The sequence below is a fragment of the Rhodoferax sp. EU05-FHT12H12 genome, from assembly GCF_058791215.1.
In genome coordinates, this window is sequence record NZ_JBYTDI010000002.1 from 221,404 (window position 1) to 234,389 (window position 12,986).

General features: G+C 64.1%; 10 protein-coding genes. 8 read left to right on the forward strand and 2 right to left on the reverse strand.

Translation table 11 applies throughout. The features are described from left to right. Window positions 1-37: 37 nt before the first annotated feature. Genes AC3WS7_RS05825 through AC3WS7_RS05845 form a run of 5 tightly spaced genes read left to right on the forward strand, consistent with a single transcriptional unit; the run spans window position 38 to window position 5,307 of the window. Window positions 38-1,582, forward strand: coding sequence for a sugar ABC transporter ATP-binding protein (locus AC3WS7_RS05825; RefSeq protein WP_296464884.1), 1,545 nt, complete (start codon window positions 38-40; stop codon window positions 1,580-1,582). Beyond that, window positions 1,579-2,586 carry an ABC transporter permease gene (locus tag AC3WS7_RS05830; protein ID WP_296464881.1) on the forward strand — a complete coding sequence of 336 codons (1,008 nt, stop codon included), beginning with the start codon at window positions 1,579-1,581 and terminating at the stop codon, window positions 2,584-2,586. The genes AC3WS7_RS05825 and AC3WS7_RS05830 overlap by 4 nt, the downstream gene beginning before the upstream one ends. Next, entirely contained in the window at window positions 2,583-3,545 is a 963-nt protein-coding gene (locus AC3WS7_RS05835; protein ID WP_492655706.1) for an ABC transporter permease, read from the forward strand. Before AC3WS7_RS05830 ends, AC3WS7_RS05835 begins: the two co-directional genes overlap by 4 nt. Beyond that, a complete protein-coding gene (gene rhaM, locus AC3WS7_RS05840; RefSeq protein ID WP_492655707.1) occupies window positions 3,542-3,874 on the forward strand; it encodes an L-rhamnose mutarotase in 333 nt (110 codons plus the stop codon). The genes AC3WS7_RS05835 and rhaM overlap by 4 nt, the downstream gene beginning before the upstream one ends. 5 nt (window positions 3,875-3,879) lie before the next feature. Then, complete coding sequence (locus AC3WS7_RS05845; protein WP_492655708.1) at window positions 3,880-5,307, forward strand: FGGY-family carbohydrate kinase; 1,428 nt, start codon at window positions 3,880-3,882, stop codon at window positions 5,305-5,307. 400 nt (window positions 5,308-5,707) lie between these two features. On the opposite strand, the gene AC3WS7_RS05850 is transcribed toward AC3WS7_RS05845, so the two are convergent. Further along, window positions 5,708-6,340, reverse strand: a complete 633-nt coding sequence (locus AC3WS7_RS05850) for a hypothetical protein (RefSeq protein ID WP_492655709.1) — start codon at window positions 6,338-6,340, stop codon at window positions 5,708-5,710. Then, entirely contained in the window at window positions 6,337-6,849 is a 513-nt protein-coding gene (locus AC3WS7_RS05855; RefSeq protein WP_296464868.1) for an Lrp/AsnC family transcriptional regulator, read from the reverse strand. Before AC3WS7_RS05855 ends, AC3WS7_RS05850 begins: the two co-directional genes overlap by 4 nt. A 118-nt stretch (window positions 6,850-6,967) precedes the next feature. Here AC3WS7_RS05855 and AC3WS7_RS05860 point away from each other — a divergent pair, with 118 nt between their 5' ends. The 3 genes from AC3WS7_RS05860 (at window position 6,968) to secD (ending at window position 12,978) form a co-directional block, all read left to right on the forward strand. Beyond that, entirely contained in the window at window positions 6,968-10,603 is a 3,636-nt protein-coding gene (locus AC3WS7_RS05860; protein ID WP_492655710.1) for an indolepyruvate ferredoxin oxidoreductase family protein, read from the forward strand. A gap of 140 nt (window positions 10,604-10,743) precedes the next feature. Next, window positions 10,744-11,073 (forward strand): preprotein translocase subunit YajC, encoded by a 330-nt coding sequence (yajC, locus tag AC3WS7_RS05865; protein WP_105262997.1) that lies wholly within the window; start codon window positions 10,744-10,746, stop codon window positions 11,071-11,073. A 24-nt stretch (window positions 11,074-11,097) separates the two neighbouring features. Continuing rightward, complete coding sequence (secD, locus tag AC3WS7_RS05870; protein WP_296464858.1) at window positions 11,098-12,978, forward strand: protein translocase subunit SecD; 1,881 nt, start codon at window positions 11,098-11,100, stop codon at window positions 12,976-12,978. The last annotated feature ends 8 nt before the right edge of the window (window positions 12,979-12,986 follow it).

Genomic DNA, 12,986 nt, shown 5'->3' on the forward strand with positions numbered 1-12,986 from the left:
TAGATGCCCCTATTTTTTGGAATGTTGGATTCTCATCATGTCTGATGTATTGCTGAGTCTGCGGACCATCCACAAGCGTTATGGCGCAACCCACGCGTTGCGCGGGGTGGACCTGGATTTGCGGGCCGGAGAAGTGCTGGCCCTGGTGGGCGAGAACGGCGCGGGCAAGTCCACGCTGGTCAAGATGCTCACCGGCGTGGTGCCGGTGGACGAAGGGGTGATCACGCTCAACGGCGTGGTCCAGAGTTTTGCCAACGCGCAGGCTTCGCAGGCCGCAGGCATCCTGGCCGTGCACCAGGAAACGGTGATGTTCGAAGAACTCAGCGTGGCCGAAAACATTTACGTGGGGCGCCACCTGATGCGTGGCCCCTTCATCGACTGGAAGTCCATGAACCAGCAGGCCCAGGCGGTACTGGACCAGATCGGCGCCCGCTTCAAGGCCACGACACTGGTGAAGGATCTGAGCCTGGCCGAGCGGCACCTGGTGGAGATAGCGCGGGCCCTGTCGCAAAAGGCGCTGGTGGTCATTCTGGACGAACCCACCGCCGCCCTGTCGCAGGCCGAAATCCGCGACTTCTACGGCATCGTGCGCCAGCTGCGCGACCAGGGCGTGGGCGTGATCTTCATCACCCACAAATTCGACGAAATTTTTGCCGTGGCCGACCGCTATGTGGTGCTGCGCGACGGCGCTGCCGTGGGCAGCGGTGCGATTGCCGATGCGACCGAGCAGGAGCTGGTGAAGCTGATGGCCGGGCGCGCCATTGACCAGATCTACCCGCACATTGCCTCCACCCCCGGTGAGGTGGTGATGACGGTGAAGAACCTGTCGCACCCGACTGAATTCAACAACGTGGCCTTTGAGTTGCGCCGCGGCGAGATTCTGGGCTTCTATGGCCTGGTGGGCTCGGGCCGCAGCGAGGCCATGCTGGCCATCATGGGCCTGAACCCCGCGGCGCGTGGCGAGTTTGTGGTGTGCGGCCAAACGCTGCATGCGCGCCGCCCCGGCGACGCGATTGCGGCTGGCATTGCCTATGTGCCCGAAGAGCGCCAGCGCCAGGGTGGCATCCTGGGCTTCTCGGTGGAGCACAACATCAGCCTGGCCGGTCTCTCCCGCTTTGCGCGCGGCGTGTGGCTTTCCAAGGTGCGCGAGTCGGCCCTGTGCCAGCGCATGATCGAACGCCTGCGCATCAAGACCCATTCTCCCGACACCTTGTTGTCGGGTCTGTCGGGTGGCAACCAGCAAAAAGTGGTGATTGCCAAGTGGCTGGGGCTGGACCCGCGCATCGTGATCCTGGACGAGCCCACCAAGGGCATCGACGTGGGTGCCAAGCAGGCGGTCTACCAGCTGATTGCCGAGATGGTGGAGCAGGGCCTGGCCGTGATCCTCGTGTCCAGCGAACTGCCTGAGGTGATGCATCTGGCGCACCGCACCATCGTGATGCGCCGCGGTGTGCAGGTGGCGGAATTTGACCGTGCGAATGCGCACGCAGAACAGATCGTGGCCGCGGCCTCGGGCCTGGGCACGGTGCCCGCGCCTCGTGCATCCGCACCCGCCACTGCGCAGGAGGCGCTTGCAGCATGACTTCCCTGAAATCGATCCGGCGCGAATGGCTGCTCCTGGCCATCATCGTGGCCATTGCATTGGCCGTGGGCGCCCGTGCACCGGTCTTCCTGACCTGGCGCAACGGCCTGGACATTGCCAACGATTCGGCCATCTTGGCCATCCTCGTCATGGGCCAGATGTTGGTGTTGCTCACGCGCGGCATTGACCTGTCGGTCGCGTCCAACCTGGCGCTCACCGGCATGGTGTGCGCGCTGATCGGCAAGGCCTGGCCTGGGGCCTCGGTGCCCGTCTTGCTGGTCATTGCGCTGGGAGTTGGTGCCTTGTTGGGCGCCGTGAACGGCTGGCTGATTACCCGTTTTGAGTTGCCGCCGATTGTGGTGACGCTGGGGACCTTGTCCGCCTACCGTGGCGCGATCTTTGTGGCCAGCAAGGGCGCTTGGGTGTCCGATCAGGACATCCACGAAGTCATCAAGGGGCTACCGCGTGAAGTGTGGCTGGGCTTGCCCGCATTGGTGTGGTTTGCCATTGCCGTGTTGGCACTGACCGCCGTGTTCCTGAAGCTGCGCCGCGAAGGCCGCGAGATCTACGCGCTGGGCGGCAACCCGCATGCGGCGGCTTATGTGGGTATCTCGGCCAACAAGCGACTCATGATGGTCTACACGCTGTCGGGCATGCTGGCCGGTCTGGCTGGGCTGCTGTGGGTGGGGCGTTACTCGATTGCCTATACCGAGCTGGCCGCAGGTTATGAGTTGACCGTGGTGGCCGCCTGCGTGATTGGCGGCGTGAGCATTGGCGGCGGCGTGGGCTCGGTGCTGGGTGCGGCACTCGGTGTCTTGTTCATCGGCGTGGTCAACGGTGCGCTTCCGGTGATCCAGGTCTCGCCGTTCTGGCAGCAGGCGATTGCCGGCGCCGTGATTTTGATTTCGGTGACGGTGAATGCCCGTGCCGAGCGGCGCGCAGGGCGCCAGATTCTGGAACACAAAGCAATGACAAGCACGACTGCCCAAGGAGCCGCAGCATGAAGGCCTGGAACACATGGGAGCGGGTGCTGCTGGCTCTGCTGGTCGTGCTGCTGGTGGTGTTTGGCATTGCGCAGCCGGGCTTCATGACGCCCGATGCGCTGGCCGACAGCACCTTCAACTTCAGCGAAAAAGGCATCCTCGCGCTGGCGCTGGCGCTGCTCATCATCACCGGTGAGATTGACCTGTCCATCGCCGCCATCCTGGCGCTCAGTTCGTTGGCCATGGGTTATGCGATGAAGGCTGGTGCGGGCCCGCTGGGCATGACACTGGCCGCCTTTGTGACCGGTGGTGTGGCGGGTGCCGTGAACGGTGTGCTCGTCACGCGCTACAAGCTGCCCTCCATCGTGGTGACCATCGGCACGCTGTCGCTGTACCGCGGCCTGGCCATGGTGGCGCTGGGCGACCAGGCCATCTCCGGCTACCCCGAGGTGTTCTCCACGCTGGGCAACAGCTATGTGGGCGAGGTGGTCGGCGTGCGCTGGCTCATCATTCCGATTGAGTTTGCCGTGTTGTTGGCCGCGGCCATCGTGGTGGGTGTGACGCTGCACCGCACCGTGCTGGGCCGCCGCCTGTACGCCATCGGCGCCAACCCCGTGGCAGCGCGCTTCTCGGGTATCGAGGCGGACCGTTACCGCATGGCCCTGTTTGTGTTTGCCGGCCTGATGGCGGCGTTGGCCGCGGTCATGCTGACCGGCCGCATTGGCAGCACCCGCCCGAATATCGCCATGGGCTGGGAGCTGGACGCGATCACCATGGTGATCCTGGGCGGCGTGGCGATTGAAGGCGGCCGCGGCAGCATCGTCGGCACCATGCTGGCGGTATTGCTGCTGGGCCTGTTCACCTTTGCCATGGGTATGGCCAACGTGACCGGCATTGTGATGAGCATGGTGATCGGTGCGCTGCTGATCGTCTCCATGGTCTTGCCACGGCTGCTCAAGCGCCAGGGAGTACACGCATGAGTGCCGGGGCATTTACCGAGAAATATGCGTTTCGCATGTTTCTGAACCCCGGCTGCGTGGCGGAGTACAAAAAACGCCACGACGAAATCTGGCCCGAGTTGTCCGCGTTGCTCAAGGACGCGGGTGTGAGCGACTACAGCATCTACCTGGACGAGGAGCACCACGTGCTGTTTGCTGTGCTGCGCCGCACGCTGGGCCACACCATGGACGCACTGCCCCGCCACCCAGTGATGCAGCGCTGGTGGGCCTACATGGCCGACCTCATGCGCGCCAACCCCGATGGTTCCCCGGTCGCCGAGCCGCTGCCGTGCCTGTTCCACATGGAGTGAGGGCCGTGGCTGTGAACGACGCACTGACGCTGGTGATTGACATCGGCAAAAGCCACGCCAAGCTGTTGATGGTGGATGCACGCGGCGCGGTGGTGGAGCGCCATGGGCGCGACAACGCCAGCGTGCCATCGCCTCTGGGCTACCCGGCGCTGGATGTGCAGGGGCTGGAAGACTGGATGGCGCAGACCTTGCGCACCTCCACCCACACCGCACGCTGCCACCGCGCGATTGCCTCCACCCACGGGGCCGCGCTGGTGGCGCTGGGCGACGACGGCCTGGCCTGGGCACCGGTGGACTACGAATTTGATGGCCTGACGCAGCACCCCTTGCTGGCCCAGGCCTTTGACGCCGCGGCCGATGGTTTTGCGCAAACCTTGTCGCCGGACCTGCCCGCGGGTCTGAATGCCGCGCGCCAGTTGTTCTATGTGCAAAACCTGCACCCCGAAGCCTGGCGGCGCACGCGCTGCCTGCTGCCCTATGCGCAGTACTGGGCCTGGCGCCTGTGCGGTGAACGGGCCAGCGAAGTCTCGTCGCTGGGTTGCCACACACATCTGTGGTGCCCGCAGGACGGTGGTTTCTCCGCACTGGCGCAAGCCAAGGGCTGGGCCGCGCTGTTTGCGCCGCTGCGGTCTGCCTGGGACGTGCTGGGCACGGTGAGCCCTGATATGGCCCAGGCCTGGGGCCTGCCCGCGCACTGCCAGGTGCATGTGGGCGTGCATGACAGCAATGCCTGCCTGGCGCGTTACCTCGATGCGTCGGCGGACCAGGCCTCGGCACTCACGGTGGTGTCCTCCGGCACCTGGACCGTGTTGATGGCGCCCGGCGCCCCCACCGCCAGCCTGCAGGCCGAGCGCGACATGCTGGCCAATGTGGATGTGCTGGGCCGTGCCACGCCCACGGCCCGTTTTATGGGTGGGCGCGAGTTTGCCGCGCTGCTGGACGGTGCCGCGCCCGATGCGGGCACCTGGGCCGATGTGCAGGCGCTGGTGGACTCCGCCACGCTGGCGACGCCCTCGTTTGCCGAACACGGCGGTCCGTTCATGGGGCGCCAGGGGCAGATCGTGCGCGCTGGCCAGCCGCTGGCCGCAGCCCTGCCGCCTGGCCAGCGCGCCGCACTGGCTGCGCTGTACTGTGCGCAGACGACCGCTTGGTTGGTGGAGCGGCTGTGGGATGGCGTGGACTTGCCGCGCACCGTGGTGCTGGAAGGGCCTTTGGCGCACAACCCGCTGTACTTGGGGTTGCTGCAGGCCTTGTTGCCAGAGGCGCGTTGTCTGGCCAGCCATGATGCGATGGAGGGCACGGCGCGGGGTGCTTGGCTGTTGTCTCGCTGGGGTAGCAGCCCGGTTGCATCCGAATTGGTGCCTTTGCAGGCTGCGCAGGTTTCGGGTTTGCGGGCCTACCATGTTGACTGGTTGGCTGCGTTGTTGGTTTGAGGGGATTTGTTTTTTTAACACCCACTCCCCCAGCCCCTCGCCCCGTCGGCGAGGGGAGCCTTTAACAGCCATATCTTGTTATGCCGCGCCGGCTGCGTGGCTACTGACGGTGCTTTAGAGCCGTTGTTTCGCGCCACGGCCCACGCCTGCGTTGGAGCGTCTTCGGAGATGTGGGGTGGTCAACGCTGGCGGCTACGCCCGCCAGTGGGGAGCGCCAACCTGTTCTCACCACAACCGTTGGTGCTGGCCGCAGAGCAAAACAACGGTGGCAACCTGACTGAGTCAATTCCCTATTCGGCGCGCAGCCACCAAATCGGCTGTTAAAGGCTCCCCTCGCCGACGGGGCGAGGGGCTGGGGGAGTGGGTGTTAAAAAAAGCGGTGCAGCCGAACAAAAAAAACCTAGCGCAAAGAAACCCGAACCTGTACCTCCGTCCGCACCTGCCCACTCTGCTGCTGCCCGCCAGTCAACCCACTGCCGCTGGACTGCGTGCTCTGCTCCGACTCCCCCACCGTAGTCCACACATCCAACGGCAACGCCAGCACACTGCTGGTGGCCGAGGTCGCAGTCGCCCCGGGCAGGGCTGAGCCGGACCGCAGTGCCTGCTGTGCCGCCAGTTCCAGCTCCACCAGCGTGCCGCCATCCCAGCGCGGCGTAGCGCTGAACCCCGTGCCGGCCTCCAGCAGCACCGTACCCACGCTGGTGACCACGCGGCCATTGCGCACAAAACCCTGCAGCAGGCGGATGGGCGTGGTGGTCTGCAGGCCCAGGCGCACCGGCCGGCCGTTCAGCACCAGCGCCTGCTGCGTGGCCGAGCCGCTGTTGCGCGACTGGTCCATGTGCACGCCACCCCGGTTGCCCAGCTCCACGCCAGCGCGCTGGCTGTCATCGGACTGCACCTGGCGCACCTCGATGAGCAGGTTGCGCATCGGCAGGGGTGCTGGGTTTGCTATCAAATCAGGAGCTGCTTGCGCATATTCCATGAGGGCTAGAGGCAGAAATGATGCATAAATGAGGGCGTGGCGGCGGTTCATGGGCGGCTCCGGGGTGGTGTGGCGGTCGTGGGCTGGGGCTGCAAATGGCCCAGCGGCAGCGCGCTGCTGGCCTTCACTTCGCCCAGCGAGAAGCTGGTGTGCAGGTCTTTCACATTGGGCAGGTTGATCAGCACCTCGCGCGCAAACTGGCTGAAGGTGTGGAGGTCGCGGCTGACCACCTGCAGCTCGAAGGTGCCGGTGCCGCTGATGTAGTGGCAGCTGATGACCTCGGGGATTTGGCGGATCGCTTCTTCCAGCGCGTGCAGCACGTCGCCGCTGTTGCGGTTGGCGTCCAGCCGCACAAAGGCCAGCACGCCCAGGCCCATTTTCTGGCGGTTGATCTCGGCGCGGTAGCCGGTGATGAAGCCGCTTTCCTCCAGCGCCTTCACGCGGCGCCAGCAGGGGGCGGCGCTCAGGCCCACGCGGGTGGCGAGTTCGGCATTGCTGAGCCGGCCGTCGTTTTGCAGTTCGTTCAGGATGGCGAGGTCAAATCGGTCAAGTGTTTCCATAAATGCCATTATGGAGAAAGAATCATTCTTTGAAAGTGCATATGAGGGCAAAGAACGCAAAGACATATCCGTCTTGCAGGCATACACTTTGCCGAACAAAAACACGGAGACAAGCACCATGAATGCACCCCTTAACCGTGACCTGCCCGAGCACATCCGTACGGCGCTGGCGACGGTCACCCTGGACGACAAATACGCGCTGGACTACGGCCGCGCCTTCATGAGCGGGGTGCAAGCCCTGGTCAAACTGCCCATGCTGCAGCGCGTGCGCGACCAGCGCCTGGGCAAGAACACCGCCGGGTTCATCAGCGGCTACCGCGGCTCGCCGCTGGGCACCTACGACCAGTCCCTGGTCAAGGCCGAGAAGTACCTCAAGGCCCACCACATCCACTTCCAGCCCGGCGTCAACGAAGAGCTGGCTGCCACGGCGCTGTGGGGTACGCAGCAGCTGGGCTTTGCCCCGCCCGGCAGCAACAAGTACGACGGCGTGTTCGGCATCTGGTACGGCAAGGGGCCGGGCGTGGACCGCTGCTCGGACGTCTTCAAGCACGCCAACATGGCGGGCACCACGCCCTGGGGCGGCGTGATTGCGGTGGCGGGTGACGACCACATCTCCAAGAGCAGCACCGCTGCGCACCAGAGCGACCACATTTTCAAGGCCTGCGGCACGCCCGTATTTTTCCCGGCCAATGTGCAAGAGATCCTGGACCTGGGCCTGCACGCCTTTGCCATGAGTCGCTTCTCCGGCGTGTGGGCGGGCATGAAGACGATCCAGGAGATCGTCGAATCCAGTTCCACTGTGATGATCGACCCGGATCGGGTCATCACCCGCGTGCCGGCGGACTTTGAAATTCCCCCCGGCGGCCTGCACATCCGCTGGCCCGACCACGCGCTGGAGCAGGAAGCCCGGCTGATGGACTACAAGTGGTACGCGGCGCTGGCCTACATTCGCGCCAACCGGCTCAACTACAACGTCATCGAAGGCAAGAACGACCGCTTCGGCATCATCGCCAGCGGCAAGGCCTACAACGACACGCGCCAGGCCTTGCTGGATTTGGGGCTGGACGATGCAACTTGCCGTGCGCTGGGCATCCGCTTGCACAAGGTGGGTGTGGTGTGGCCGCTGGAGGCACAACTCACGCGCGAATTCGCTACCGGCCTGCAGGAGATTCTGGTAGTGGAAGAAAAACGCCAGGTCATCGAATACCAGCTAAAGGAAGAGCTGTACAACTGGCGCGCCGATGTGCGGCCCACGGTGCTGGGCAAGTTCAACGAGGTGGAGACGCCCGACCACTATGGCGCGGGCGGTGAATGGTCCATGCCCAACCCCATGGCCAACACGCTGTTGCGTGCCAACGCCGACCTCAACCCGGCCTTGATTGCGCGCGCCATCGCCCAACGCATCAAGAAGCTGGGGCTGGACGCGGATACGAGTGCGCGCATCGACGCACAAATGGCGATTCTGGAAGCCAAAGAACGCGCCATGCACGTGATCGAGCTGTCGGGCACCAAGGGGGCAGACCGCCAGCCCTGGTTCTGCTCGGGCTGCCCGCACAACACGTCCACCAAGGTGCCCGAAGGCTCGCGCGCCATGGCCGGCATTGGCTGCCACTTCATGACCATCTGGATGGACCGCAGTACCGACGGTTTCACGCAGATGGGCGGTGAGGGCGTGCCCTGGGTAGGCCAACAGCCCTTCACGAACGACAAGCACATCTTCGCTAACCTGGGTGATGGCACCTACTTCCACAGCGGCCTGCTGGCCGTGCGCCAGAGCATCGCGGCGGGGGTGAACATCACCTACAAGATTCTCTACAACGACGCCGTGGCCATGACCGGTGGCCAGCAGGTCGGTGAGCGGCCCGAAGGGCATTCCGTGGTGCAGATCGCCCAAAGCATGCGGGCCGAAGGTGCTGTGAAGATCACCATCGTGACCGACGAGCCAGAGAAATACGACGGTGTGCAGGGCCTGCCCGAAGGCATTGCCATTGAACACCGCGACGTGCTGGACCGCATCCAGCGCGAGTTCCGCGAGATCAAGGGCACCACGGTCATCATTTACGACCAAACCTGCGCCACCGAAAAACGCCGCCGCCGCAAGCGCGGAACGCTGGTGGATCCCGCCAAGCGCGTGGTCATCAACGAGCTCGTCTGCGAAGGCTGTGGCGACTGCGGCGTGCAGAGCAACTGCATGAGCGTGGAGCCACTGGAGACGGAGTTTGGCCGCAAGCGCCAGATCAACCAAAGCACGTGCAACAAGGACTTTTCCTGCGTCAAGGGCTTTTGCCCCAGCTTTGTCACGGTGGAAGGTGGCAGCTTGAAGAAGGCTGCCAAGCCCAAGGCGGGCGAGGCCAAGCCAGCCTCCTGGCCAGCCCTGCCCGAGCCGCAGATACCTGACGTGGCCACGGCCATCGGAGGCGTCTGGGGCACCATCGTTGCCGGCGTCGGCGGCACCGGCGTCATCACCATTGGCCAGCTGCTGGGCGTGGCGGCCCACCTGGAGGGCAAAGGCATCGTCACGCAGGACGCCGGTGGCCTGGCCCAAAAGGGCGGTGCCACCTGGAGCCATGTGCTCATCGGTGCCAGCCAGGACGCCATCCGCACCACCCGCGTGGGCACGGCCTCGGCCGACCTGGTGCTGGGCTGCGATCCCATCGTGGTGGCCGGCAAGGAAACCCTGGTGCGCATGCGCCCCGGCCGTACCCACGTGGCGCTCAACACCAACAGCGCGCCCACCGCCGCGTTTGTGAAAAACGCCAACTGGACCAACCCGGGTGAGCAGTGTGTGGCCGACATCGCCAAGACCGTGGGCGAGGGCAGCCTCGGTGTGTTCGATGCCGATGCCGCCGCCACCCATCTGCTGGGCGACAGCATTTACACCAACCCCATGATGTTGGGCTATGCGTGGCAAAAGGGCTGGATTCCGCTGGGTCTGTCTTCGCTGATGCGTGCCATCGAACTCAACGCCGTGGCCGTGGCCAACAACAAGGCCGCGTTTGAGTGGGGCCGCCGTGCCGCCGTGGACTGGCCAGCCGTGCAGCGCGCCATCAACCCCGGCCAGGTGATTGCCTTCACGCCGCGCCAGCACCAGTCGCTGGATGCCTTGGTGCACAAGCGCGTGGAGTTTTTGACCGGCTACCAGAACGCGGCCTATGCCCAGAGTTATGCCGACTTTGTGGCCAAGGTCCGTGCAGCAGAAACATCGGCGGTGGGCGGCGACAAGCAACCTCTGGCAGAGGCCGTGGCCCGCTACCTGTTCAAACTCATGGCCTACAAAGACGAGTACGAGGTGGCCCGCCTGCACACCGATACGGCCTTCCGCGCCAAGGTGGAAGGCCTGTTCGAGGGCGACTTCAAGCTGGCCTACCACCTCGCGCCGCCCCTGCTGGCCCGCAAGAACGACCGGGGCGAACTGCAGAAGATGCGCTTGGGCGGCTGGGTGCGCCCGGTATTCGGTGTGCTGGCGTCGCTCAAAGGTCTGCGCGGCACCGCGTTGGATGTGTTCGGCTACACCACCGAGCGCCGCGAGGAACGCGCACTGATTGCCGAGTACCGTGCCGCCATCGAATCGATGCTGCCCACGCTGGGCGCTGGCAACCGCGATGCCGCCGCCGCCTTTGCCCGTGTACCCGAGCAGATTCGCGGTTTTGGCCATGTCAAGGCACGCCATCTGACCGCCGCACGCCAGCAGTGGACCGTGTTGTTGGACCAGTACCGGAAGACCGCGGCTGTCAAGCAAACCCAGGCCGCCTAGGGCCTTGTCCGCCCGCATTGGGCGGGCCTTTCCCCCGCTTACAATGACCGGTTGCTCGCCTTGGGGCGAGCATGGCCGTGCGCGGCTGTCCCACGGGACGAAGCGCCTTTGTAATTTGCCCCATTTTGTGGAGTTAGCCTGTGTTCATTTCTTCTGCCTTTGCCCAAACTGCCCCCGCCGCTGCTGGTGGCGACATGCAATCCACCCTGATGAGCATGTTGCCTTTGGTGCTGATGTTTGTGGTGCTGTATTTCGTGATGATCCGCCCCCAAATGAAGAAGCAGAAAGAGCACCGCTCCATGCTGGATGCGCTGGCCAAGGGTGACGAAGTGGTCACCGCCGGCGGCGTGCTGGGCAAGGTTGCCAAGCTAGGCGATAGCTATGTCGGCCTGGAAGTGGCCAGCGGCGTGGAAGTGCAGATCCAGCGCAGTGCGGTGGTGCAAGTGCTGCCCAAAGGTTCCATCAAGTAATTTCTCTCAAAGCGACGCGCGATCATGAACCGTTACCCGGTATGGAAGTACGCGATCATCCTGATCGCGCTCGTGGTGGCAGGGCTGTACGCCTTGCCCAACCTGTTTGGTGAAGCGCCGGCCGTACAGGTGTCCCCCGCCAAGGCCATTGTGAAGCTGGACCCCACGTCCCTGGCCAAGGTGGAAGAAGTGCTGAAGGCGGCTGGCCTGAGTCCCGATGCCATCAGCTTGGAAAACGGCTCCATCAAGGCCCGCTTTGCTGACACCGATGCGCAGCTCAAGGCCAAGGATGCCTTGCAAAAAGCGCTGAACCCGGATGCGGCTGATCCAGCCTATGTGGTGGCGCTCAACCTGTTGTCACGCTCTCCGGCTTGGCTCACGTCCATGCGTGCCTCGCCCATGTATTTGGGACTGGATTTGCGCGGTGGTGTGCACTTCATGCTGCAGGTGGACATGCAGGCGGCCCTGGCCAAAAAGGCCGAGTCCCTGTCAGGTGACATTCGCAGCACTTTGCGCGAGAAGAATGTGCGCCACAGCGGTATCACCCGCAACGGGCAGACCATTGAAATCCGCTTCCGCGATGCGGCGACTGCCCAGGCCGCCAAGCGCATCATCCAGGACCAGTTTGCCGATCTGGATACGCTGGAAACAGCCGACGGCACCGATGTCAAGATGGTGGCGTCCATCAAGCCCGTGGCTGCGCGCACCGTGCAGGAACAGGCCCTCAAGCAGAACATTACGACCCTGCACAACCGCATCAACGAACTGGGTGTGGCCGAGCCGGTGATCCAGCAGCAGGGGCTGGATCGCATTGTGGTGCAGTTGCCCGGGGTGCAAGACACCGCCAAGGCCAAAGACATCTTGGGCCGCACTGCCACCCTGGAAATTCGTCTGGTGGATGAGGGGTCCGAGGCGCGTGCCGCCGAGTCCGGTGCCGGGCCGGTGCCCTTTGGTTCCGAGCGTTACCTGGAGCGCAGTGGCCAGGGCGTCATTGTTAAAAAACAGGTGATTCTGACGGGCGAAAACTTGACCGATGCCCAGCCTGGCTTTGATGGCCAGACCCAGGAGCCCACGGTCAACCTGTCGCTGGATGCCAAGGGCGCCCGCATCTTCCGCGATGTGACGCGCGAGAACATCAACAAGCGCATGGCCATCATCTTGTTCGAAAAGGGCAAGGGTGAAGTGGTGACGGCTCCGGTAATCCGTTCCGAGATCGGTGGGGGGCGCGTTCAGATTTCTGGGCGCATGACCACGGTGGAGGCGGCCGACACCGCCTTGCTGTTGCGTGCTGGCTCACTGGCCGCACCCATGGAGATCATCGAAGAGCGCACGATCGGCCCCAGCCTGGGCGCCGAGAACATTGCCAAAGGCTTTCACAGCGTGACCTGGGGTTTTGTTGCTGTGGCCGTCTTCATGTGTTTTTATTACATGTTGTTTGGCGTGATCTCCAGCATTGCGCTGGCGTTCAACTTGCTGCTGCTGGTGGCCGTGTTGTCCATGCTGCAAGCGACGCTGACCCTGCCCGGTATGGCGGCCATGGCCCTGGTGCTGGGCATGGCCATTGACGCCAACGTGCTGATCAATGAACGGGTGCGGGAAGAGCTGCGCAACGGCGCTTCGCCCCAGGCCGCCATCCACGCCGGTTACGACCGCGCATGGGCCACCATCATCGACTCCAACGTCACGACACTGATCGCCGGTTTGGCCCTGTTGGCCTTTGGCTCTGGCCCGGTGCGGGGCTTTGCCGTGGTGCATTGCCTGGGCATTCTGACCAGCATGTTCTCGGGCGTCTTCTTCTCCCGTGGCGTGGTGAATTTGTGGTACGGTCGCCAAAAGAAGCTCAAAAGTGTGTCGATTGGCACCGTGTGGCGTCCTGATGCCGGTCATCAGGTGACGACCAACTAAAAGGTAAG